This window comes from Bradyrhizobium sp. MI1.11 (genome assembly GCF_055811255.1).
In genome coordinates this window covers 1-24,216 of record NZ_JBVVPM010000041.1, presented here as the reverse complement: position 1 = coordinate 24,216, position 24,216 = coordinate 1, and the positions used below count along the sequence as shown (strand labels likewise).

Below are 24,216 nucleotides of genomic sequence, written 5' to 3'. Positions count from 1 at the left end.
GGACACCCCATCAGGTTTGAAGCCTCACCGGCGCTCTCCTTGCCAGACCTGCGGACCTTACCTTTTCGCGTCCGCATTTCAGAGCCTCCTCGCACCCCTCCCCAGGTTACCCCACAGGACCACCCCAATGCGGGAAATCAAACTCCAGGACCTCAAGTCGAAGACGCCGGCCGAGCTCGTCTCGTTCGCGGAAGAGAACGGGGTCGAGAATGCCAGCACCATGCGCAAGCAGGAGCTGCTGTTCGCCATCCTCAAGCAGCTTGCGCTCGCCGAGACCGATATCGTCGGCGAAGGCGTCGTCGAGGTTCTCTCCGACGGCTTCGGCTTCCTCCGTTCGCCCGATGCGAATTATCTGCCGGGTCCGGACGACATCTACGTTTCGCCCTCGCAGATCCGCCGTTTTGGCCTGCGCACCGGCGACACCATCGAAGGCCACATCCGCAGCCCGAAAGAGGGCGAGCGCTATTTCGCGTTGCTGAAGGTCAACACGCTCAATTTCGAGGACCCGGAAAAGGCCAAGCACAAGGTCAATTTCGACAACCTCACGCCACTGTTTCCGAATCAGCGCTTCCGCATGGAAATCGACGATCCGACGCGGAAAGACCTTTCTGCAAGGGTGATCGACATCGTCGCGCCGATCGGCAAGGGCCAGCGCGCGCTGATCGTCGCGCCGCCGCGCACAGGCAAGACCGTGCTGATGCAGAATATCGCGCACTCGATCGCGCATAATCATCCCGAGTGCTATCTGATCGTACTCCTGATCGACGAACGTCCGGAAGAGGTCACGGACATGCAGCGCTCGGTGAAGGGCGAGGTCGTCTCCTCGACCTTCGACGAGCCGGCGGTGCGCCACGTTCAGGTCGCCGAGATGGTGATCGAGAAGGCCAAGCGCCTGGTCGAGCATGGCCGCGACGTGGTGATCCTGCTGGACTCCATCACGCGCCTCGGCCGCGCCTACAACACCGTGGTGCCGTCATCGGGTAAGGTGCTGACCGGCGGTGTCGATGCCAACGCGCTGCAGCGGCCGAAGCGGTTCTTCGGCGCCGCCCGCAACATCGAAGAGGGCGGCTCGCTGACGATCATCGCGACCGCGCTGGTCGATACCGGCAGCCGCATGGATGAAGTCATCTTCGAAGAGTTCAAGGGCACCGGTAACTCGGAGCTGATCCTCGACCGCAAGGTTTCGGACAAGCGGACCTTCCCGGCGATCGACATTTCGCGCTCCGGCACCCGCAAGGAAGAGCTGATCACCGATCCGGTGGTCCTGAAGAAGATGTACGTGCTCCGCCGCATCCTGAATCCGATGGGGACGATGGACGGTATCGACTTCCTGCTCGACAAGCTGCGTTCGACCAAGAGCAATTCCGAGTTCTTCGACTCGATGAACACCTGATTGCGGTGCAATATGATCAAAGGGCGCCTCTGGGCGCCCTTTTTTTGTGCGGCTTTGCTGCAGCGAAGGTGCAGCATGGCGGCGTGTTTGTTGCCTCGACCGGATTTTGTAATAAGGCCTTGATACTACTTGGTAATATCTATTATCCGGCTCGTTTATCATTCCGCAGTGAGTAATTCTCGCAGCAATTGCCACTGGATATTGCATTGCAACATAGGTTTTGCTGCAGGATTTGGCGCAGCAAAACCCGCCGTTCGTCGGCAGAAACAGATGTTTGCCTTTTCCCTTTCAGCCGGACAAATAGGCCATGCATCCGCGAGACCAGACCATCTTTGCGCTGTCGTCCGGCCGTCCGCCGAGTGCGCTCGCGGTGGTGCGCGTCTCCGGGCCAAGCGCCAGCCTGGTGCTGACGGCGCTGGCGGGCAAGCTGCCGGCGCCGAGACAGGCCAGCCGTCGGCTCCTGCATGACGGCGTGGGCCAGCCGATCGACGATTCGGTGGTGTTGTGGTTTCCAGGCCCCGCCAGCGCGACCGGCGAGGACGTCGCCGAATTTCACGTCCATGGCGGCCGCGCGGTGCTGGCGGCACTCTTCGCCGCTATTTCCGTAATTCCGAATATGCGCGCCGCCGAGCCCGGCGAATTCACCCAGCGCGCCTTCGAGAACGGCAAGCTCGACCTGACCGAAGCGGAGGGCCTCGACGATCTCATTCACGCCGACACCGACCGCCAGCGCCGCCAGGCGTTACGGCAGCTGCAGGGTCTCCTCGGCAATCGCGCGCGCGACTGGCGGGAGCGCATCATCGACGCCTCGGCCTTGATCGAGGCCGGCATCGATTTCTCCGACGAGGGCGATGTGCCCGCCGAGTTGATGGCGCCTGCGGTCAAGGCGATCAGTGCGCTGCACGACGAAATCACAGAAGTCCTTGCGGCACAGGGACAAGCTGAACGTTTGCGAGACGGCCTGGTGGTTGCGATCGCGGGCGAGCCGAATGTCGGCAAGTCGACGCTGATCAACCAGCTCGCGCGCCGCGACGTCGCGATCGTCTCGCCGCATGCCGGTACGACGCGCGATGTGATCGAGGTGCAGCTCGATCTCGACGGCTATCCCGTCACGGTGATCGACACGGCCGGGATTCGCGAGACCGACGATCCAGTCGAGCAGGAGGGTGTGCGCCGGGCGCGGGCGCGAGCCGAAGACGCCGACCTCGTGTTGTGGCTGGTGGAGGGTGGGCGCGCTGTTGATCCGGCCGCGATGCCGCTGCTGGGGAAGTCCGGCAACGCAGGCAGTCGCTCCGGCGGCTCGGTCTGGATCGTACGCAACAAGATCGATCTTGGCGGGGTCGAGGACGTCGGCCCGCGCGGTGAGTTCGGAATCGCAGCGAGCCGGGGGGACGGCATCCCCGAGCTGGTCGATGCCTTGGTGAAATTCGCCGCCGACTTCTTCGGAACGACCGAGGGCGCCTTGGTGACCCGGGCGCGCCAGCGGGATCTGCTGCGCCGGGCATCAGGCAGCTTGCACCGGAGTCTGGAGCTCGTAGAACACGGCGAGGAGCTCGCCGCCGAAGAGCTGCGCGCTGCGGCCTATGCCTTGGGCCGGCTGTTGGGTCGGGTGGATGTCGAAGACGTCTTGGGTGCCATTTTCCAGAAATTCTGTGTTGGGAAGTAGCGCTAGTTCTTCATTGTAGAACTAGCCTTTGTTCCACCTCTTCCGTTTCACGTGAAACGCGGCAGCCGCTGTTCAAGCTGTTTCACGTGAAACATTGGCCCTTGAGGTTCACTCGGTCGCCCTCGGGAGTGACTGCGCTGCGAGCGATGGCGCCTTAAGGAGCGGCGGAAGGGGCACCCCGCAATGCCGGTTGTAGGCTCTGCCGTGGCCTTTCCGATCACCGTCCGTCCTCAGGCGTTGCGACCTACGGACCACGCTTTCCCTTCGTAATCTCCATTTCCCCTGACTAAAAATGATAATCTTTCCAAGGGCCATTCTACTGTGCATGGGGTTGTTTTCGCGGAAAACACTTGGGCTCCGCTTTCCCCGTTTCACGTGAAACAACTGCCTTGACCAGTTTCCACTTCCGGCTTGCCCGCCTCTGAGTTAGAAGTCCGCCCATGCGAACAGAGCGAGAGAGCTTCGACGTCATCGTGATTGGCGGCGGCCACGCCGGCTGTGAGGCCGCTTCTGCCTCTGCCCGGATGGGCGCGGCGACCGCCCTGGTGACGCACCGTTTCTCCACGGTCGGCGCAATGTCCTGCAATCCCGCGATTGGCGGTCTCGGCAAGGGCCATCTGGTTCGCGAGGTCGACGCGCTCGATGGTCTGATGGGCCGGGTCGGAGACGCCGGCGGCATCCAATTTCGCGTCCTCAATCGACGTAAGGGCCCGGCGGTGCGTGGTCCGCGCGCCCAGGCCGACCGGAAGCTCTATGCCGCCGCGATGCAGGCGGCGATCCGGGAGACCGAGGGTCTTTCCGTCATCGAAGGCGAGGCGGACGAGCTGATCGTGGTCGAGGGACGGGTGATCGGCCTGCGCCTGGCAGATGGCCGCGAACTTCGGGCAGGGGCTGTCGTCGTCACCACCGGCACCTTCCTCCGCGGTCTGATCCATCTCGGAGAGAAGAACTGGCCGGCCGGCAGGGTTGGCGAGGCGCCGGCAATGGGCCTTTCGACGTCCTTCGAGCGCGCCGGGTTCACCCTTGGACGGCTCAAGACAGGGACACCGCCGCGTCTGGATGGCACCACGATCGACTGGCCGGCGGTCGAGATGCAGCCGGGGGACGAGCCTCCGGAGCCGTTTTCCGTGATGACCGAGCGGATCACGACGCCGCAGATCCAGTGCGGGATCACCCGGACCACGCCTGCGACCCACGACGTGATCAGGGCCAATGTCCATCGTTCTCCGATGTACTCCGGCCAGATCAAGAGCTCCGGACCGCGCTATTGCCCCTCGATCGAGGACAAGATCGTTCGCTTCGGCGATCGCGATGGTCACCAGATCTTCCTGGAGCCGGAGGGGCTCGACGACAGCACGGTCTATCCCAACGGCATCTCCACTTCGCTGCCGGAGGAGGTCCAGCTCGCCATCCTCGCAACCATTCCCGGCCTGGAGCGGGTCAAGATGGTCCGGCCGGGCTATGCCATCGAATACGACCACGTCGATCCCCGGGAGCTCGATCCGACCCTCCAGACCAAGCGTCTGCGCGGCCTGTTCCTGGCCGGGCAGATCAACGGCACCACGGGGTACGAGGAAGCCGCTGGCCAGGGCATCGTGGCCGGGCTGAACGCGGCATTGGCCGCGAGCGGCGCCGCGCTGACGGTGTTCGACCGCGCCGATGGCTATCTCGGCGTCATGATCGACGACCTCGTCACCCGCGGCATCAGCGAACCCTATCGGATGTTCACCTCCAGGGCCGAGTACCGGCTGACCCTGCGCGCAGACAATGCCGATCAGCGCTTGACCGAGAAGGGCATCGCCCTGGGATGCGTCGGGAGCGCCCGGACCGTGCATCATCGCGCCAAGATGGACGCCCTGAATGCGGCTCGAGCGCTGTCGAAGTCGCTGACGATCACCCCGAACGAAGCGATCAAGCATGGACTGTCCCTGAACCGGGACGGCCAGCGGCGGTCGGCCTTCGAGCTGATGGCCTATCCCGACATCGGCTGGAGCCAGGTCCGTGCGATCTGGCCGGAGCTCGCTGCCATTGATCCCGTCATTGCCACCCATCTTGAGATCGACGCGAAGTACGACGTCTATCTGGAGCGCCAGAGCGCCGACGTCGAAGCCTTCAGGCGGGATGAGGGGATGGTGCTGTCGGACGTCGACTACCAGCAGGTCCCCGGTCTCTCCAATGAGGTCCGGGCCAAGCTGGAGAAGGCACGTCCGTTCACGGTTGGCCAAGCCGGCCGAATCGACGGGATGACGCCGGCCGCGCTCGGCATCCTTGCGGCCTATCTCCGCCGCGAAGCGCGGAAGACGTCCAAAGCGATCGCATAGGTTTCACGTGAAACAGCGCGGGCCGGGCAGCGGCAGATCGTCATCAGGAAAACCCTCGGCGGGAGAGGGCGCCGGTGGTCGCTTCGAACCGGCGCCGACCAGACCGAAGATCGACAAGGCCAGCGCCAACGATCGATCGCTGGACGCCGTCATCGCAGCCGACAAGATTGCGGCGCTCAAGCTTGCGCCCGTTTCACATGAAACGGAGGCCCGGCTCGATCGCTACATCGCACTGCTCCGGGAGTGGCAGGCCAAGACCAACCTGGTCGCGCCCTCGACATTGCCGCATCTCTGGACCCGGCACATCGCCGACTCCCTTCAGCTCGTCGCTCTCGCCCCATCGGCCAAACGCTGGGCCGATCTCGGCAGTGGCGGCGGCTTCCCCGGCATAGTGCTGGCTTGCGCCATGGCGGGGACGGCCGGGGCCAGCGTCCATCTGGTCGAGCGAATCGCCAAGAAGGCGGCCTTCCTGCGCGAAGCCGTCCGCATAACTACATCCCCGGGAGTCGTACATCTCGCTGAGATCGGGGATAATGTGGATAGAATCACCGGCCCGGTCGATTGCGTCACCGCGCGTGCGCTGGCTCCGCTACACCAACTCATCGGCTTTGCGGAACCGCTGATGCGCCAGGGCGCAAAAGCGTTGTTTCTCAAGGGTCAAGATGTAGAGTCTGAATTGACCGAAGCCACTAAATATTGGAATATTCAGCCGCAGCTCCACCAAAGCCGGACAGGCGACGGTTGGATCGTCGAGCTGGCTTCCGTCGAACGGCGCGGGTGAGGCGTCAGGGGCCGAGTGGGGAATTTGCGATGAGCGTGATTGACGAACCGCAGCAAGAACAGACCGCCGCCGTCCCGCAGGGCCATCCGCGCATCCTGGCGCTGGCGAATCAGAAGGGCGGCGTGGGAAAAACAACCACGGCGATCAATCTCGGCACGGCGCTCGCTGCGATCGGCGAGCGTGTCTTGATCGTCGATCTCGACCCGCAGGGCAACGCCTCGACCGGCCTCGGCATCGATCGTCGCAATCGCTCCTGCTCGACCTATGACGTTCTTGTCGGCGAGGCGAGCCTGCGGGAAGCGGTGGTGTCGACTGCGGTGCCGCGGCTGCATATCGCGCCCTCGACCATGGATCTCTCCGGCCTCGAGCTCGAGCTCGGCACCACGCCCGGTCGTGCGTACAAGCTGCGCGACGCGATCAGCGCGCTCAACAACAACGTCTCGCCCGACGCCGATTACACCTACGTGCTGATCGACTGTCCGCCCTCGCTCAATCTGATCACCGTGAACGCGATGGCGGCTTCCGACGCGATCCTGGTGCCGCTGCAGTGCGAGTTCTTCGCGCTCGAAGGTCTGTCGCAATTGCTGCAGACGGTGGAGCAGGTGCGTTCGACGCTCAATCCGAACCTGTCGATCCACGGCATCGTGCTGACCATGTTCGACTCGCGCAACAATCTCTCGAACCAGGTCGTTGCCGACGTCCGGCAGTTCATGGGCGAGAAGGTCTACAAGACCATGATCCCGCGCAACGTGCGCATCTCGGAGGCGCCGTCCTACGGCAAACCGGTGCTGGTCTACGATCTCAAATGCGTCGGCAGCGAAGCTTATCTGCGGCTCGCCACCGAAGTGATCCAGCGCGAGCGCGAACTGCGGACGACGCATTGATCCACCGCCGGCCCGTAGGGTGGGTTAGCCGAAGGCGTAACCCACCACGTCTGGTGCCTCGAACGAAGTGATGGTGGGTTACGCTTCGCTAACCCACCCTACGATTCTACAATTCGATATTCAGTTCTGGAGTGCTGCAGCGTGAATCCAAGGGAGCTGGCGATGGCCGACGAAGCGCGTTCGCGATTGGGCCGGGGTCTTGCGAGTCTGATCGGTGACGTCGGCGGCGAGGCTCAGCACGTCGATCGTCCGCGCGCGCAGCGCAAGGTGCCGATCGAATTCATCAAGCCCAATCCGCGCAACCCGCGCCGCACCTTTTCGGAAAGCGAGCTCAGGGAGCTCAGCGATTCCATCAGGCAGCATGGCGTGATCCAGCCGATCGTGGTGCGCCCGGTGAAGGGTGCACAGGACCGCTTCGAGATCATCGCCGGCGAACGGCGCTGGCGCGCCTCGCAAATGGCCGGCCTGCACGAAGTGCCGATCGTCCCCGTCGACATCAGCGACAGCGATGCGCTGGAGTTCGCGATCGTCGAGAATGTGCAGCGCGAAGACCTCAACCCGATGGAAGAGGCGCTCGGCTATCACGCGCTCGCCAACGAGTTCAAACGCAGCCAGGACGATATCGCCAAAGTCGTTGGCAAGAGCCGCAGCCACATCGCCAACATGATGCGGCTGACGAAGCTTCCCGCCGAAGTGCAAGCGTTGATCACGAGCGGCGAGCTGACCGCGGGTCACGCCCGCGCGCTGATCGGCGTGCCTGATCCGCTCGCGGCCGCCAAGCGCATCGTCGAAGAAGGCCTCAACGTCCGCCAGACCGAGGCGCTGGCGCATGAAGAGGGCGTGCCGGAGCGCAAGCCGCAGAAGGCGCGCACGGGGGCGAAGGAAAAGGACCCCGACACGGTCGACCTGGAGAAGCGCGTCAGCGATGCGCTCGGGCTCAAGGTCACGGTGAGCCACCGCGATCCCGGCGGCTCCGTCCAAATCAACTACCGCAACCTCGATCAGCTCGACGAGGTGATGCGGCGGCTGGCGAAGGGCGCGCTGTAGCCGCTAGTTCCGCTCTCTCACCCTCATGCTGAGGGGCCGCGGAGCGGCGTCTCGAAGGGCGAGGGCCCGGCCTGCATCCTTCGAGACGCGCGCAAGAGCGCGCTCCTCAGGATGAGGGGCACGCACCGTCCTCGTCATCGCGAGCGCAGCAATCCAGAATCTTTCCGCGGAGAGATTCTGGATTGCTTCGTTGCAAGGGCTCCTCGCAATGACGGGGGGCAGAGCGGCGTGCTCAGCTCCGCCGCTTCGCGTTCGCGGCGATCGCCATCAGCGTGCGCTGGGCGATGGCGGCGGCGAGGGTGGATTGCTTGCGCGTGTCGAGCGCGGCGGTTGCGAGCTGCTCGATGATGGCGGCGAGCCGCGCTACGCTGAAATTGCGCAGTGCGGTTTCGACCGCGGGCTTCCGCGAAAAGTGCAGGCGCGGATAGCCGCTGTCGAGTACTGCGGAAGCGGGCGTGCCGTCGGCGATCGCGAGCGCCGATTTGTGCAGCCACGCCGCCTGACGCTGCGCCGCAGAGATGATCACGCCGGGGTATGTGCCCGCTATCATGGCTTTGGCAAACTCGTTCTCGACGATCTCGGGCCGGCCGGCGAAGGCGCCATCGACGATTGGATCGAGTTTCAGCTCCGACGCATCGGCGACGACAGCCATCACGTCATCCAGCGTGATCTCGCCCTTGCCATGGGCATAGAGCGTGAGCTTGCGCAGCTCGTTGCGGGAGGCCTGGCGGTCGCCGCCGAGGAACGACATCAGCGCCGCGCGGGCATCCTGCGCGATGCGCAAATTGGCGATGCGGAGCTCGTCTTCCATCAGCTTGGCCAGGTCGCGCTCGGTATCGGGATAGCAGGCGATCGCGACGGCCGTCTTGGCGCGTTCGCAGGCCTTGCGCAGCGGCGATTCCGGGCGCAGCTCGCCGGCCTCGATCACGATGCGGCAATCCTTCACGCCCATCTCAGCCAGCGTGTCGATAGCGCTGGCAAAGCTGCGCGAGCCGGCGCGCACGCGGATGGCGCGGCGGCCGCCGAACAGCGGCACCGTCATGGCCTCGTCGACGAGGCGCGACGGCTCGGCGGAGAGCTCGTCGCCATCGACCTTGACCAGCGAGAACGGATCGTTGGGATCGTCAACAGCCGAGGCAATCAGCGCATCCGCGCGTTCGCGGACCAGGCCGGCGTCAGGTCCATAGAGCAGGATGATCGAACGGCCCACATCGGGGCGGGCGAGAAAGGCGTCGATCTCTTTTCCGCGCAGCGCGACCATGTTGCCTGGGATTCGTCATTCCGGGCGAACCGGGGGGACGGGATGAATTAAGTGCCCGCGGTGAAGAACGAGGCGAGGCGAGTCGTGATGTTCTCGGCGATCTCGTTGGCAGCACGATCCTCGGCATCACGTATTGCGCGGTTGCGGCTGAAACGCTGATAGGAGCCGGGCATGTCGTAGGACACGCGGGAGAACGTGGTGCCGGTCATCACCGACTTGCCGCTGACGACCTCGATCAGATTGTATTGGGCGTCGAGGCCGTAGTTTTCGCTGCTCGGCAGGCCGGTATTGGGATCGACGATCAGCGACGACTTGCTGCTTGAGAAGCGGATCTCCAGGCGGTGGGTCGGCGGCATGCCGGTGGCGGTGCCATAGAGCCTGAAGGCCAGCGCGTTGCGGACCTCGACGCCGACGCGGGCCTCGCGCGAGGCATTGGCTTTGGAGATCGGGGGCAGATCGACCCCCATCAGCTTCTCGCGCAGGCCGGGCGTACCGTCGGTGTGCTCGGCATATATCGGGTGGAAGCAGCCGGCCGTCATGGCCGCCAGTGCGGCGACCGCCAGCAAGCGGGCTGCGATGCGGATCCTAGCCGACAACATTCACGATCCTCTTGGGGACGATAATCACCTTGCGGACGGGCTTGCCATCCAGGGCCAGTTTTACCGCATCGAGGGCCAAAACGGCAGCCTCGATTTCCGGATTCTCGGCCGCTGTTGCAACTGTGACCTCGCCCCGCTTCTTGCCGTTGACCTGAACCACCAGGGTCACACTGTCTTCAACCAGCAAATCACGTTCGATTTGGGGCCAATTGGCCTCGGAAACCAGCCCGCTGTGGCCGAGAGCCTGCCAACATTCCTCGGCCAGATGCGGCATCATCGGGGAGAACAGCTGGACCAGGATCTGGCTCGCCTCCCGGATCGCCCAAGCCAAATCTGGAGCCGGCTGGCCGGGACGCTGCAAGACCTCCGCGAACGCATTGGTGAATTCGCGAATATGGGCGAGGCAGACGTTGAAGTGCAGCCGTTCGATCCCGGTGGTGACCTTGTCCAGCGCACCATGGGCGGCCTTGCGCAAGGCGGTGGCGTCCGGGCCGAAGCCGGCGGGCCGGGCGGCCGGCGCGGCCTTGCCGGGTTCGATCGAGTCGTTCACCAGCCGCCACAGCCGCTGCACGAAGCGCGAGGCGCCCTGGACGCGCTCATCGCTCCAGATCACGTCGCGCTCGGGCGGGGAGTCCGACAGCATGAACCAGCGGGCGACGTCGGCGCCATAGGTCTCGATGATGTCGTCGGGATCGACCGTGTTCTTCTTAGACTTCGACATCTTTTCGATCGGACCGATCTGGATGTCTTCGCCTGACGTCAGCAGCGTGGCGCGGCGGCCGTTGGCGCCGGTCTCGACCTTCACCTCGACCGGCTGGACGTAGGTGCCGTCGGCCTTCTGGTAGGTCTCGTGCACCACCATGCCCTGCGTGAACATGCCGGCGAACGGCTCGTCCAGTGCGATGTGCCCGGTCGCTTTCATCGCGCGCGTGAAGAAGCGGCTGTAGAGCAGATGCAGGATCGCGTGCTCGACGCCGCCGATATACTGGTCGACCGGCAGCATCCGGTTGGCGACCTCTGGCGTCGTCGGCGCGTTCTCGTTCCAGGGATCGGTGAAGCGCGCAAAGTACCAGGACGAATCTACGAAGGTGTCCATGGTGTCGGTTTCACGCTGCGCCTTGCCTCCGCATTTGGGGCAGCTGACGTGCTTCCAGGTCGGATGATGATCGAGCGCGTTGCCTGGCTTGTCGAAGCTCACATCCTCCGGCAGCACCACGGGGAGGTCGGCATCCGGCACCGGCACCACGTCGCACTTCGGACAGTGGATGACGGGGATCGGACAGCCCCAATAGCGCTGGCGCGAAATGCCCCAGTCGCGCAGGCGGAAATTGACCTGACGCTCGCCGACCGGAGCGTTGCCGCGCAGCTCGCTCTCGAGACGCTTCGCCACCTCGTCCTTGGCCTGATCGATGGTCATGCCGTCGAGGAAGCGCGAATTGATCATGCGGCCGTCACCGTCATAGGCGGTATCGGTGATGACGAACGATTTCGGATCCTGGCCCTCGGGGCACACCACCGGCGTATTGCCGAGAGCGTACTTGTTGACGAAGTCGAGGTCGCGCTGATCGTGGGCAGGGCAGCCGAAGATGGCGCCGGTGCCGTATTCCATCAGCACGAAGTTCGCGACATAGACCGGCAGCTTCCAGCTCGGATCGAACGGATGGACCGCGCGGATGCCGGTATCGAATCCCTGTTTCTCGGCGGTGTCGATGATCTCCTGCGCCGTGCCCATCCGCTTGATCTCGCCGATGAACTCGGCGAGCTCCTGATTTTTCGCCGCGGCCGCCTGCGCCAGCGGATGATCGGCCGAGATCGCCATGAATTTCGCGCCGAACAGCGTGTCGGGGCGCGTCGTGAAAATCTTCAGCTCGCTCTCGCCGGCCGGCGTCGTCGCCGCGTCGAGCGCGAAGCGGATCAGCAGCCCCTCGGACCGGCCGATCCAGTTGCGCTGCATCAGCCGCACCTTGTCGGGCCAGCGGTCCAGCGTATCCAGTGCCGACAGCAGCTCCTGCGAGTACTTCGTGATCTTGAAGACCCACTGGTTCATTTCCCGTTGTTCGACAACGGCGCCCGAACGCCAGCCTTTGCCGTCGATCACCTGCTCGTTGGCGAGCACGGTCATGTCGACGGGGTCCCAGTTCACCTTGCGCTTTTCGCGCTCGGCGAGGCCTTCGCGCAGGAAGTCCAGAAACAACTTCTGCTGGTGCTTGTAGTAGCTGGGATCGCAGGTCGCGATCTCGCGGCTCCAGTCCAGCGACAGCCCGATCGAGCGGAGCTGCTTCTTCATCGCGGCGATGTTGTCGTAGGTCCAGGCCTTCGGCGCGACCTTGCGCTCGATCGCGGCGTTCTCGGCCGGCAGGCCGAAAGCGTCCCAGCCCATCGGGTGCAGCACGTTGAAACCCTTGGCGCGCATGAAGCGGGCCAGCACGTCGCCGAGCGTGTAATTGCGGACATGGCCGATATGGATGCGCCCCGACGGGTAGGGGAACATCTCAAGCACATAATATTTCGGCCGCGGATCGTCGTTTCTGGAGACGAAGATCGCCTGTTGGTCCCAGGCGGCTTGCCAGCGCGGTTCGGCGTCGCGGGCGTTGTAGCGTTCGGAGGTCATGGAATCGTTGGGTTTTCGTGGATCTGGGCCAGCTAAAGACGGCGGACTAGGCCATAGAAGTCCTCAAGGGGTCAATGGGTTGCCGCAATTTGGGAACCTTCGCGACCGTCCCGGGCAAATAGTGCGGCCGCCATTGGGGTGTGATTAAGAGGTCGATGCCAGGTTGGTGGTGGCCAGGACCCGAAGACTTGCGATGGACACCAGCTTCGACGATCTCGACCGATCACCGATCTCATCGAGCGCTGCGATCGCGCGCTCTATCTCGCCAAGAACAACGGCCGCAATCGCGTGGTCACCGAGAGCGAGCTCGATGCCACCGGGGCTGCGGGTTAGCCCTCAACCCGCCATCATCATTTCCGCCGCGCCGTTGTCGATCACCATGATGCCGTGTTCGACGACGTTGTTGCGACCGCGGTGCTTGGCGGCGTAGAGCGCGGCGTCGGCGGCTTCGATCAAGTCGCCCGGCCGCAAGCTCTCGTTGGGCTTCGTCGCGGCAACGCCGATCGAGACGGTGACGATCATGTGGTCGGAGGTGATGTGCGGCAGGCACAGCTTCAGCACGGCCGCGCGCGCCTGTTCGCCGATTTCGACGGCGCGCGCGATGTCGGTGTTCGGCAGCAACAGGCAGAATTCCTCACCGCCGTAGCGGGCCGCGAAGCCCATCGTGTCGGCGGCGATGCCGGACAGCGACTCGCCGAGCCTGGTCAGGCAGGAATCGCCTTCGAGATGGCCGTAGGTGTCGTTGAACAGCTTGAAATGGTCGACGTCGATCATCAACAGCGCGAGGTCGCTGCCATATTGCTGCGCGCGCATCCATTCGAAGTCGAGGCGGCTCTGGAAGCCGCGGCGGTTGGCGAGCCCCGACAACATGTCGATCGAGGCCATCACCGTGAGCCGGTCGTTGCTCGCCATCAGCTCGCGTTCGCGCTGGCTGAGCTGCGCGGCCATCGCGTTGAACGCACGGGCCAGCGGCACGAACTCGGATGGCAGGCGATTGCGCGCGGCGCGCGCCGACAGATCGCCCTCGCCCAGACGCTTGGCCATGTCGGCGAGCATCCTGATCGGCTTGATCACCAGTTTCTCGGCTGCGATCAGCGCGCCGAGCAGCACGAACACGACGACGAAAGCGAGCTGGAGATAGGCGGTGCGGATGTCGCGGCTCACGGCCGCGGACACCTTGTCCTCGTCGATGCTGGCGATCAGGCGGGCATTGGTTCCGGCGATGCGGATATAGCTGACCGCGCGGCGGGAGCCGTCCGCGGCGAGGAAGGAGAGTGAACCTTCGTCCTGGTCAGACCTCAGCGCCTTGTCGGCGATCGCGGACATCAGCGGCATGTTGTCGAGCGGACGTCCGATCGCACTATGCTGGTCGGCCGGTGCCGCCAGCACGGTGCCCGCGCTGTCGACCAGCACGGCCGTGATGCCGGCGCGGCCACCCAGATTGCTCATGACCTTCGACATCCAGTCGAGGTTGACGGTGGCGAGCACGACGGCATCCGCTACGCCGCTGAAGGCGGACACCGGGTAGACCGCCATGACGGTCGGTGTCGGCACCGGGCGCGACAGGATGAAGTCGCTCAGCACGAAGCGGCCGGTTTCCTGCGCCTGCTGGAAGTACGGCCGGTCACCGAGGTCGAGGCCGACATACATGTTGTTGGTGGCGCACTGGATGCGCCCGTCCTGGCCGGCGATCAGAAGCGTGCGGATCCAGGGAAGATTCGACGGCAGGCTCGCGCGCAGCACGTCACAGCTCTTGCTGATGCCGCCGACGGAGGCGCGGATGAAAGCTTCCGATTTCAGGATGGTCTCGACCGACGATATCACCTCGCGCTGCGCGTCGGCGCTGTGTCTTGCAACGGTGGTGAATTCGGCCGTGGCCTGCGCGATCTGCCGCGTGCGCGTGTCTTCGAGCGAACGGATGCGCTCGAACATCAAAGGCGTCACCAGAATTACCGCGAGCAACGCAAGCCGCGCCCGGATTCCGAGAACCTGCTTGAGTTTCGCTCGTTTGCGGTTGAAACTGACGTTTGCCATCTTCGCTGCCCACCCCGCGGCTAAGGTAAAGCAAAGGGTTCAAAAAATTCTTTCTTGAACTCGGTAAAATTAGAACTAGCTCCGCAACAACAGCTCCGATGCGACATCATGACTGAAGCCAACGCCGCGCCGCTAACCGGCCATTCACCAAACGCGCTCGCCGCGGTCGAAGCCGAAATCGCGCGCGCCTGCAGGGATGCGCGGCGCGAACGTGCCTCCGTGACGCTGATTGCGGTGTCGAAAACTTTCGCCGCGGATGCAATTACCCCGGTCATCGACGCCGGACAGCGCGTATTCGGTGAAAATCGCGTGCAGGAGGCCAAAAGCAAATGGCCCGCGTTAACTTCTGTTTACCCCGATATCGCGCTGCATCTGATCGGCCCGCTGCAATCCAACAAGGCGAAAGAGGCGGTCGCGCTGTTCGATGCCATCCATTCGGTCGACCGCCCGAGCATTTGCCAGGCGTTAGCCAAGGAAATCGAATCCCAGGACAAGCACCCGGAATTGTTCGTCCAGATCAATATCGGTGAGGAGCCGCAGAAGGCCGGCATCGCCCCCGGCGAGGCCGATGCTTTCATCGCGAGCTGCCGCGACACCTACGGGCTGACAATCTCGGGGTTGATGTGCATCCCGCCGGTGGACGAGCCGCCGGCGGCGCATTTCGCGCTGACCGCCAAGATCGCCGCGCGCAATGGATTGAAGAAGCTCTCGATGGGCATGAGCGCGGATTATGCGACCGCGATCATGCTCGGCGCCACGCATGTGCGCGTGGGCAGTGCGATCTTCGGGCACCGGTGATCATAAGCGAATTTGTTTTTGGTCGTCCTGGCGAAAGCCAGGACCCATTACCGCGATAGTCTGTTTGACGAAGACCGCGGCAACGACCGTTCTGCCCTTTGCGTAGATCACGCGGTATGGGTCCTGGCTTTCGCCGGGACGACAGTGGGGAAGAGCCTATTCAAACCCCACCGCCACCTTTCCCAGCGCGCCAAAGTCCGCGACAAACTGATCGCCGGCCTGGATCGGCAGCGGCGGATGGCACGTGCCCGTGGTCACCACCTCTCCTGCCCGCAAGGTGATGCCGAGGCCACGCAGCTCGTTGGCCAGCCAGACCAGGGCAATGCGGGGATCGCCGAGCACGTTCTTGCCGTGGCCGAGATAGCGCTGGCCACGCAGCGTGATCTGCGGCCGCTCCTCGACGAGATCCATGGCACGCCAGTTCGCATGCGTCGCCGCGCCCAGCACGAACAGATGCGCACAGGCATTGTCGGCGATCAGCTGCGCCTCGCCGGCGCTGGCGAAATCGGCAAAGCGCGAATCGGGAATCTCGATCGCGGGATGCAAGCTGTCCACGGCGGCGAGCACCTCGTCGACAGTATACGGCGCCGCGCGCGGCGGCAGATCGCGCGCCATGCGGAAAGCGAACTCAGGTTCGCCGACGCGCATCGCGTTGCCCTTCATCGAGACTGTGCCGCCATCGGCGATCACGGTGTCGCTCATGATCCGACCGGCCAGCGGTCCCGCGACGTTGATGTGCTTCTGTCCGGACTCGCTTGTCGCCGCGATCTTCCAGCCGAACAAAGTCCCGCTGAGTGCGGCCTGTATGGCGTAACCCTCGGTGCGGTTCTGAGGCCGCAACGGTGGCTCCAGCGCGTCAAGCTTGGTGCCGTCGCGCCAATGTTTGACCAGGACCTGCGAAGCGGCGGCGATCTGATCCCTGTCGAGCATGTGTCCTCACCCGATGATGATTTTTGTTTTTGGTCCCAGCCGCCGCAGCAATTGTCGCATCGCCGCTTCGGTCATCGAGACGCAGCCTGCGGTCGGGCCGAAATTGTCGCGGGCCAGATGCAAAAACACCGCGCTGCCCCGGCCGGCGATCCGAGGCCTCGTATTGTGGTCGATTTCGATGATGAAGTCATAGAGATGGTCGGCCCGCTTGAGCCGGTCGCCGCCCTGCCCCTCGCCGAGGCGGATCCCCTGATTGTAGTGACGGTCCTTGGGATCCTCGCACCAGGCGTCCTTGCCGGTGATGATCCGGGCCGGCAGGAAGGTCTGCGGGCGGCTGTGCCGGTCGCCCCGCCACCACAATCGTCTGGGACGGAAGCTGCCCCTCGGGGTGCCGCCATCGCCCTCGCGCTTGTTCGCCAGAATGCCGCCGCGTCCGAGCGCCACCGGAATCGTCAGCGCTCCGGCGGTCAGCCAGCCCCGGCGCGGATTCCCGGCGGCAGGCTTAACGCGGATCGCCGACAGCGGCCCGGCGCGTCGGTTCATGGTGTAACTAGCTGAAGCAGCTTTATTTTTCATGTGAACGTGCGATGTCGAATTCATTACAGGACATTCATCAAAACGGCCTGCTATTCTGGGTTAGAGTGGTTCTGGCTTGTGAATCGGTAACAGCCCACTACTTCAACACGAACAATAATAATAACGGCGACCCCTAAACTTCCCTCTCGGTTGGGTGCAGCATGGATGCGCGCCGCGCCGGACCCCAAAAGGATGACCCCCTATGGCCAATGCCCGCAAGATCCTGATCGTGGATGACGATACCGATCTGCGCGATACGTTGGTGGAGCAATTGTCGCTGCACGAAGAATTTGAAGCCTCCGCGGTCGATACCGGCGCCAAGGGCGCGAGCGCCGCGAAGGCCAATGCCCCCGATCTCGTCCTGATGGATGTTGGCCTGCCTGACACCGATGGCCGCGAAGTGGTGCGTTCATTACGCAAGGGCGGGTTCAAGGCTCCGATCATCATGCTCACCGGGCATGACACCGATTCCGACACGATTTTGGGGCTGGAATCCGGCGCCAACGACTATGTCGCAAAACCCTTCCGCTTCGCCGTGCTGCTGGCGCGCATCCGCGCCCAGCTCCGGCAGCACGAAGCCAGCGAGGACGCGGTGTTCTCGGTCGGCCCCTACTCTTTCCGGCCCGGCTCCAAGATGCTGACCGCCGCCAACGCGCGCAAGGTCCGGCTGACGGAGAAGGAAACCGCGATCCTCCGCTTCCTCTACCGGGCCGGTCAGATGCCGGTCTCCCGCGAGACCCTGCTCCAGGAGGTCTGGGGCTACAATTCCGGCGTCACCACCCACACGCTGGAAACCCACATCTACCGCCTTCGCCAGAAGATCGAGAAGGACGCCGCGAACCCGGAGATCCTGGTCACGGAAGCCGGTGGCTACAAGCTGGTGCCGTGATACGCTTCTGGGGCGTGCGAATCGTTTTAGATTGCATGCCCTTGAGCCCCGGACCTGAATGTCAATCGACGACGATGTAGCGCTTCTCGAGCGTGTCCCGACACTGCGCCTGTTGGGAGACACTTCGTTGCGCATGCTGGCGATCGGCTCCGAGCAGCGTGACTTCGTCCGCGGCGACGTCTTGTTCAATCTCGGCGACGATGCCGATGCCGGCTTCGTGGTCCAGCGCGGCGCCTTCCGGGTCGACGACGGCGCCGGCGCGGAGATGATCGCAAGTCCCGGTGCGCTGATCGGCGAGCTCGCGCTGATCGTGCCGATGAAGCGGCCGTCGAGCGCGATCGCGATCGAGCACGCCTCCGTCATCCGCGTCGCGCGCAGCCTGTTTCAGCGTGTGCTCGAAAGCGACCCCGCCGCGGCCGTCCGCCTTCGCGATGAATTCGCGGTGCGCTCCAGCCAGATCGCCAGCGATATATTGATGGCGGGTGCGAAGCTGACCAGCTAGCAGTGCCGTAGCCCGGATGGAGCGAAGCGCAATCCGGGATTCGTGCCTCCGGAAAAGCTGCCCCGGATTTCGCTACGCTCCATCCGGGCTACAAGATCACACCTCGAGCGTCACCGTCACGGGCACATGGTCCGACGGACGCTCCCAGCTCCGCGCGTCGCGTAAAATCTTGAAATCGCCGACCGCGTCTTTCAGCGCGCGCGAGACCCAGATGTGGTCGAGCCTGCGGCCGCGGTCGCCGAGGGTCCAATCGGCGGAGCGGTAGCTCCACCAGGTGTAGACCTTTTCCGACATCGGAATGCGGTCGCGCGCGACGTCGACCCATTCGCCGGCGGCGAGCGCGGCTTGCAGCTTCTCGGTTTCGATGGGCGTGTGCGACACCACCTTCAGAAGCTGCTTGTGCGACCAGACGTCGTTCTCATGCGGAGCGACGTTGAGATCGCCGACCAGGATGTGGCGATCCTCGCCGCGCGGATGCAACGGCTCGCACGCTTTCATCTCGTCGAGGAAGCGGAGCTTGTGATCGAACTTCTCGTTCAGCGCGGGATCGGGAATGTCGCCGCCGGCCGGCACGTAGAAATTATGTACCACCAGGGGCTTCGCGATCCCGGCCTTCTCACCGAACGATACTGAGATATGGCGTGAATCAACCTTGTCGCAGAAGGTGCGGATGTCCTTCGACTCGAACGGAATCTTCGAGACGATGGCGACGCCGTGATAACCCTTCTGCCCGTTCAGCGCGACATGCTCGTAGCCGAGCCGCTTGAAGCGCTTCAGTGGAAAGGCGTCGTCGATGCACTTGGTCTCCTGGAGACACAGCACGTCCGGCCGCGAGCTCTTGAGAAATTTTGCGACCAGATCGATGCGCAGCCGCACCGAATTGATGTTCCAGGTTGTCAGGGAAAAACGCATGAGGGATGCGTCTTAGCATGGATTTGCGCGAGGAAAATGCTTGTCCACAGCAGCGGAATCGTAGGGTGGGTTAGCGCAGCGTAACCCACCATGCTTCCAAATTTGCGGACCGAGATGGTGGGTTACGCCTTCGGCTAACCCACCCTACGGCACCTAGCCCGGCGACGGGCCGTAATTGGTAAAATCGATCTTGAACATGCCGGGATCGAGCTTCTTGCTCGTGTCCAGATTATAAACGGCGATCGTGGTGTCGTAGCCCTGCGGATCTGTGACGGTCCACTGCTTCAACTGACCGTCCTTGGCGCCGAACATCAGCAAGAGGCGGCTGGTGCCGACCAGCGCCTGCTTCTCCTCGATGGTGACGCTGACGAAGACGTCGTCGGCCGAGACGTTGACGACGTTGGTGTCCTTCATCAGGTCGATGCGGTCGGACAGCAGGAAACGCAGCGGTGTCTGCGACAGCGGATAGACGTCCTGCGTCGCCAGCTTGCGGTCGCGCACCACCAGCGACGATCCGTCGGCGACGATGTCGATCGGGCTCGGCGCGTCATATTCGAAGCGCACCTTGCCCGGCTTCTGGATGTAGAAGTCGCCTTGCGTCTTGCTGCCGTCGGGACCGACCTGGACGAAATTCCCGACCAGCGTCGACAATGACGACAAATAGGCGCTGACCTTGGCGGCCTGGGCCTTCTGGTTCGCATCGAAGGTCTGGAAGATGCTGCTCGGCACGTTGCGGCGCGGATCCGGAATCACTGGATTCGGCGGCGTCTGGGTCGCGCCGGTGACAGCGGGTCCTCCACCGGCCGGACTGCCATCGCGGCCCTTCGGTGCGGGCTTCGGCACGGGAACGGTCTGCGCGAACGACGCCGCACTCACCATCGCGGCGGTGACGAGAATCACGCCTGCCATGCGCGCGCTTCGCGCGGCGACGATGGCAGCGAATCGAATGTCCGGATGTCTGATCAACGCGTCGTCCTGTGTGGCTGGGCGCCCTTTTAGCGTGATTTCGGCCAAAAGCAGATAACGTTTTTGCGTGAAATGGTGGTCCGAGGCGGCTCGCCTCACATATGGCTGTCTTCTTCCTCGACCAGAATCTCGCGTTTGCCGGCGTGGTTGGCGGGTCCGACGATGCCCTCCAGTTCCATGCGCTCCATCAGCGATGCGGCGCGGTTATAGCCGATCTGCAGGCGGCGCTGGATGTAGCTGGTCGAGGCCTTGCGGTCGCGTTTGACGATCGCAACGGCCTGCGAGAACAAATCGCCGCCGCCATCCGCGCCCATGGCGGAGGCGTCGAACACCGCGCCGTCCTCGTCCTCGCTGGGTTCTTCGGCCGTGACGGCTTCGAGATATTCCGGCTGTCCCTGCGTCTTGAGGTGGCGCACCACCTTCTCGACTTCGTCGTCCGACGCGAACGGTCCGTGCACGCGGCTGATGCGACCGCCGCCGGCCATGTAGAGCATGTCGCCCTGGCCGAGCAGCTGCTCGGCGCCCATCTCGCCGAGAATCGTGCGGCTGTCGATCTTGGACGTGACCTGGAAGGCGATGCGGGTCGGGAAGTTCGCCTTGATGGTGCCGGTGATGACATCGACCGATGGACGCTGCGTTGCGAGGATCACGTGCAGGCCGGCGGCGCGCGCCATCTGCGCCAGACGCTGCACCGCGCCTTCGATGTCCTTGCCGGCAACCATCATCAGGTCGGCCATTTCGTCGACGATGATGACGATGTAGGGCAGCGGGTCGAGCGAGAGCTTCTCTTCCTCGTAGATCGCCTTGCCGGTTTCCTTGTCGAAGCCGGTGTGCACCGTGCGCGTTGGCTCTTCGCCCTTGGCCTTCAATTCGAGCAAGCGCGTGTTGTAACCGTCGATGTTGCGCACACCGAGCTTGGCCATGTTCTTGTAGCGCTCTTCCATCTCGCGCACGGCCCATTTCAGCGCGACCACCGCTTTCTTCGGGTCGGTCACGACGGGCGTGAGCAGATGGGGAATGCCGTCATAGACGGAGAGTTCGAGCATCTTCGGATCGACCATGATGAGGCGGCACTGGTCCGGGCGCAGCCGGTAGACCAGGCTGAGGATCATGGTGTTGATGGCGACCGATTTGCCGGAGCCGGTGGTACCGGCGATCAGCATGTGCGGCGTGCGTGCGAGGTCGATGATGACGGGATCGCCGCCGATGGTCTTGCCGAGGCAGAGCGGCAGCTTCGCAACCGAATCGACGGTCTCCTTGGCGACCAGCAGCTCGCGCAGATAGACCTTTTCGCGATGGGCGTTCGGCAGCTCGATGCCGATGGCGTTGCGGCCGGGCACGACGGCGACGCGCGCCGACAGCGCGCTCATCGAACGCGCGATGTCGTCGGACAATCCGATCACGCGCGACGATTTGATGCCCGGCGCCGGCTCCAGCTCGTACAGCGTGACCACGGGACCCGGATGGGCCTTCACGATCTCGCCGCGAACGCCGAAATCCTGCAGCACGCCTTCGAGCGCGCGCGAATTGGCTTCCAGCTCGGCCTTGCTGAGCGGCTGACGATCGCCGGCCTTCGGCGCGGCCAGCACCGACACGGACGGAAGCTCGAACTTGTCGGAGGATTTCTTGGAAGCGGCCTTGGGCGCAGCCTTCTTGCGTGGCGCGCGCGCGGCCGGCTCCTCCTCCTCTTCCTCCTCCTCGTCGTCCTCGTGTTCGTCCTCGTCGTGCTCGTCTTCGGATTGGGGCGAGATCGACGGCGCGGTGCGGCCGCCACCGAGCTTCGGCTCCTGGCGGCTGAATGCAACGGCCTTGGTCTTCGGTCCGCTCGAGACCAGCGAGCGGTAGGCCGCACCAAGCAACCAGGTCAGTCGCGCCTTCGTGCTCATCAAGGCATGGAACAGCCAGCCCAGCGACACCGAACCGCGATCGCTGTCCTCGTCCTGTTCGAGCGGCTTGTCGTCGTCCTCGATGTCCGCGAGTTCGTCGTCATGCTCGCGTGCGCCGAGGCCGCAGGCGATCAGGAAGGTCGCCGCCATCGCCGCGAACAGGATCGTGCCGAGCACGATGCGATAGATCATGCCCGGCGGTCCGAAGATCACCGCGGGCGCGCGAACCAAGGCATCGCCGACCACGCCGCCGAGGCCTGTCGGCAGCGGCCAGGCGCCGCCATGTGGCCAGCAGCTGACGAAGCCCGCCGCGATCACCGTGCAGAGAATCCAGGAGCCGAGCCGCAGCGCCTCGCGGTCGAACGGGCGATGGGTCAGCATGCGCCACCCCCAGACCGCGATCGTCAGGACCAGCATGATCGCGCCGAGCCCGAGGATCTGCATCGCAAGGTCGGCGCCGATTGCGCCGGCATAGCCGAGAATGTTGCGGATCGGCCGCGACGTTGCGTGGCTGAGGCTGGGATCCTGCACCGACCAGGTCATCAGCGCCGCCGAGGCGACGCCCGACAATGCGATCAGGCCGAGACCGCTGAGCTCGCGCACGCGCCGCGCCAACCCCTCGCGGATCGAGGGCGGCAGATGGCCGACCAAGGGAATGACACGTTCGATTGTCGACATGCTCACGGGCCCCGCCTAACCCAGAGTCTCGACCAGGCGGTGCAGCGCCTGCGCCGTAGTCTCGCCATCCTGCACCAGCGCAAGGCGAATGTAGCCTGCGCCGGGATTGAAGCCGTCGGGCTGGAGCCGCGCCAGATAGCTGCCGGGCACCACGCGCACGCCTGCTTCCTTGAAGAGTTTCAGGCACACAGACACGTCATCGCCGATTTCGGACGTGTTGAGCCAGACGCAGAAGCCGGCATCGGGCCGGCGATAGCCGTAACGATTGCCGATGATCTGGTCGGCGAGATCGAACTTGATCCGGTAGAGCCTGCGGTTCTCCTCGACATGCGCTTCGTCGCCGTAAGCAGCGGTCGCAACATGCTGGAGCGGCACCGGCACCTGCGGCGCCGAGATATTGCGCAGCTCGAGGAACATGCCGATGAGTTTTTTGTCGCCGGCGGCGAAGCCGACGCGCAGGCCCGGCAGGTTGGAGCGCTTCGACAGCGACTGGAACGCAACCACGCGGGTGAAATCAGGGCCGGCGCATTCGAGCGCGCTGCCGGGCGCTTCGCGGGTGTAGATCTCCGAATAGCACTCGTCGCTGAGGATCACGAAGCCGTAGCGGTCGGCGAGCTGCTTCAGGCGCGTGAAATAATCGCGCGAGGCGACCGAGCCCTGCGGGTTGGCGGGCGAAGCCAGATAGAACGCCACCGTGCGCGCCAGCGTCGCCTCGTCGATGGCGTCGAGATCGGGCAGGAAGCCGTTCTCGGCGGTGGTCGGCAGGTAGACCGGCTCGCAAGCGGCGGCGCGGGCGCCGGCGCCATAGACCGGATAGAACGGGTTCGGCATCAAGATCGCCGGCTTGCCGGGGCGCGGGCCGACATAGCGCGCAGCCGCGATCGCGGCGAGGAACAGGCCTTCGCGGCTGCCATTGAGGACGAGAATCTCGCTCTCGGGATCGAGGGTGCGCGGCAGCTTGAACCGCGACGACAGCCAGGCGCCGGCAGCCTTGCGGAACGGGTCGGTGCCCTTGTTCGCGGGGTAACGGCCGAAATCGGCGATGTGCTTGGCCAGTACCGGGCCGACGAAGTCGGGCACGGGATGCTGCGGCTCGCCGACGGCAAGCGAAATCAACGGCTTGCCGGGCTGATGGGGTGCCAGCAGCTCGTTCAGCCGGACGAAGGGAGAGCGTTCGCTATCGGAGCTTCCACTGTCCTGCGGCGCACGGGATGAAGCGGTCATAGCCATTCTGGACGCCAGCACTCTTGGAACAGCCGGTCGCAGCAAGGCGCCGACGGGAAGCGGTTCAGTTCACCATAGATAGGGCGAGGTTAAGACGCGATTAACCATCGGTCGCCGGCTCCGTCCAGAGCAGGAAAAATAAGGCCGGATAACAACCGGATGGCTGCGGCGGTTCTTACCGCTCCCGCTTGCGAGGGCTTTGCTTAATTGGCCGAGCGGGAGTGAGGCTCGATATGGGGTATTTTTTTGTGCGGCCTC

At 64.2% G+C, this 24,216-nt stretch carries 19 protein-coding genes and 1 pseudogene; 10 read left to right on the top strand and 10 right to left on the bottom strand.

The window, feature by feature from the left end; translation table 11 throughout:
• The first annotated feature begins 127 nt into the window (after positions 1-127).
• The 6 genes from rho (at position 128) to AC0L30_RS30530 (ending at position 8,092) form a co-directional block, all read left to right on the top strand.
• Positions 128-1,393, top strand: coding sequence for a transcription termination factor Rho (gene rho / locus AC0L30_RS30555; RefSeq protein WP_007598612.1), 1,266 nt, complete (start codon positions 128-130; stop codon positions 1,391-1,393).
• A gap of 307 nt (positions 1,394-1,700) precedes the next feature.
• Entirely contained in the window at positions 1,701-3,059 is a 1,359-nt protein-coding gene (mnmE, locus tag AC0L30_RS30550; protein WP_473405900.1) for a tRNA uridine-5-carboxymethylaminomethyl(34) synthesis GTPase MnmE, read from the top strand.
• A 440-nt stretch (positions 3,060-3,499) separates the two neighbouring features.
• The gene (mnmG, locus tag AC0L30_RS30545; protein ID WP_473365424.1) at positions 3,500-5,380 is read left to right on the top strand and encodes a tRNA uridine-5-carboxymethylaminomethyl(34) synthesis enzyme MnmG; all 1,881 of its coding nucleotides are present in this window, start codon (positions 3,500-3,502) and stop codon (positions 5,378-5,380) included.
• A gap of 7 nt (positions 5,381-5,387) precedes the next feature.
• Positions 5,388-6,161, top strand: coding sequence for a 16S rRNA (guanine(527)-N(7))-methyltransferase RsmG (rsmG, locus tag AC0L30_RS30540; RefSeq protein WP_473405899.1), 774 nt, complete (start codon positions 5,388-5,390; stop codon positions 6,159-6,161).
• Positions 6,162-6,190: 29 nt separating this feature from the next.
• Positions 6,191-7,045, top strand: a complete 855-nt coding sequence (locus AC0L30_RS30535) for a ParA family protein (protein WP_007598621.1) — start codon at positions 6,191-6,193, stop codon at positions 7,043-7,045.
• A 162-nt stretch (positions 7,046-7,207) separates the two neighbouring features.
• The gene (locus AC0L30_RS30530; RefSeq protein WP_219681892.1) at positions 7,208-8,092 is read left to right on the top strand and encodes a ParB/RepB/Spo0J family partition protein; all 885 of its coding nucleotides are present in this window, start codon (positions 7,208-7,210) and stop codon (positions 8,090-8,092) included.
• 232 nt (positions 8,093-8,324) lie between these two features.
• Here the strand turns inward: AC0L30_RS30530 and holA are convergent, their stop codons facing one another.
• From holA to leuS, 3 genes are read right to left on the bottom strand one after another with little or no spacing between them, the layout of a single operon-like run.
• Positions 8,325-9,353, bottom strand: coding sequence for a DNA polymerase III subunit delta (holA, locus tag AC0L30_RS30525; RefSeq protein ID WP_473405898.1), 1,029 nt, complete (start codon positions 9,351-9,353; stop codon positions 8,325-8,327).
• A 47-nt stretch (positions 9,354-9,400) separates the two neighbouring features.
• The gene (gene lptE / locus AC0L30_RS30520) at positions 9,401-9,952 is read right to left on the bottom strand and encodes an LPS assembly lipoprotein LptE (RefSeq protein WP_473405897.1); all 552 of its coding nucleotides are present in this window, start codon (positions 9,950-9,952) and stop codon (positions 9,401-9,403) included.
• Positions 9,939-12,563 (bottom strand): leucine--tRNA ligase, encoded by a 2,625-nt coding sequence (gene leuS, locus AC0L30_RS30515; RefSeq protein ID WP_473405896.1) that lies wholly within the window; start codon positions 12,561-12,563, stop codon positions 9,939-9,941. The genes lptE and leuS overlap by 14 nt, the downstream gene beginning before the upstream one ends.
• A 225-nt stretch (positions 12,564-12,788) precedes the next feature.
• On the opposite strand from leuS, the pseudogene AC0L30_RS30510 reads away from it, so the two are divergent.
• A pseudogene (locus AC0L30_RS30510) lies at positions 12,789-12,896 on the top strand (GGDEF domain-containing protein); the annotation flags it as partial.
• Between the two features lie 3 nt (positions 12,897-12,899).
• Here the strand turns inward: AC0L30_RS30510 and AC0L30_RS30505 are convergent.
• Positions 12,900-14,597, bottom strand: coding sequence for a diguanylate cyclase domain-containing protein (locus tag AC0L30_RS30505; RefSeq protein ID WP_007598626.1), 1,698 nt, complete (start codon positions 14,595-14,597; stop codon positions 12,900-12,902).
• 108 nt (positions 14,598-14,705) lie between these two features.
• Between AC0L30_RS30505 and AC0L30_RS30500 the strand changes: the two genes are divergently transcribed.
• On the top strand, positions 14,706-15,395 hold the full coding sequence (locus AC0L30_RS30500) for a YggS family pyridoxal phosphate-dependent enzyme (RefSeq protein WP_219681890.1): 690 nt from the start codon (positions 14,706-14,708) through the stop codon (positions 15,393-15,395).
• A gap of 156 nt (positions 15,396-15,551) precedes the next feature.
• Here AC0L30_RS30500 and AC0L30_RS30495 read toward each other — a convergent pair whose 3' ends face one another.
• The gene (locus AC0L30_RS30495) at positions 15,552-16,325 is read right to left on the bottom strand and encodes a 2-keto-4-pentenoate hydratase (protein WP_473405895.1); all 774 of its coding nucleotides are present in this window, start codon (positions 16,323-16,325) and stop codon (positions 15,552-15,554) included.
• Between the two features lie 6 nt (positions 16,326-16,331).
• Positions 16,332-16,868 (bottom strand): L,D-transpeptidase family protein, encoded by a 537-nt coding sequence (locus tag AC0L30_RS30490; RefSeq protein ID WP_473405894.1) that lies wholly within the window; start codon positions 16,866-16,868, stop codon positions 16,332-16,334.
• A 235-nt stretch (positions 16,869-17,103) separates the two neighbouring features.
• On the opposite strand from AC0L30_RS30490, the gene AC0L30_RS30485 reads away from it, so the two are divergent.
• Both AC0L30_RS30485 and AC0L30_RS30480 read left to right on the top strand, forming a co-directional pair.
• The gene (locus AC0L30_RS30485) at positions 17,104-17,790 is read left to right on the top strand and encodes a response regulator transcription factor (RefSeq protein WP_007598630.1); all 687 of its coding nucleotides are present in this window, start codon (positions 17,104-17,106) and stop codon (positions 17,788-17,790) included.
• A gap of 58 nt (positions 17,791-17,848) precedes the next feature.
• On the top strand, positions 17,849-18,292 hold the full coding sequence (locus AC0L30_RS30480; RefSeq protein WP_007604089.1) for a cyclic nucleotide-binding domain-containing protein: 444 nt from the start codon (positions 17,849-17,851) through the stop codon (positions 18,290-18,292).
• A gap of 96 nt (positions 18,293-18,388) precedes the next feature.
• On the opposite strand, the gene xth is transcribed toward AC0L30_RS30480, so the two are convergent.
• The 4 genes from xth to AC0L30_RS30460 all read right to left on the bottom strand — a co-directional run bounded on the left by xth (position 18,389) and on the right by AC0L30_RS30460 (position 23,964).
• Positions 18,389-19,204: an exodeoxyribonuclease III gene (gene xth, locus AC0L30_RS30475; RefSeq protein WP_007598633.1), complete on the bottom strand. Its 816-nt coding sequence runs from the start codon at positions 19,202-19,204 to the stop codon at positions 18,389-18,391.
• 153 nt (positions 19,205-19,357) lie between these two features.
• Entirely contained in the window at positions 19,358-20,113 is a 756-nt protein-coding gene (locus tag AC0L30_RS30470) for an outer membrane lipoprotein carrier protein LolA (protein ID WP_035995361.1), read from the bottom strand.
• Between the two features lie 152 nt (positions 20,114-20,265).
• Entirely contained in the window at positions 20,266-22,740 is a 2,475-nt protein-coding gene (locus AC0L30_RS30465) for a DNA translocase FtsK (protein WP_035993868.1), read from the bottom strand.
• Between the two features lie 9 nt (positions 22,741-22,749).
• Positions 22,750-23,964, bottom strand: coding sequence for an aminotransferase class I/II-fold pyridoxal phosphate-dependent enzyme (locus AC0L30_RS30460; protein ID WP_473405893.1), 1,215 nt, complete (start codon positions 23,962-23,964; stop codon positions 22,750-22,752).
• Positions 23,965-24,216: the final 252 nt, after the last annotated feature.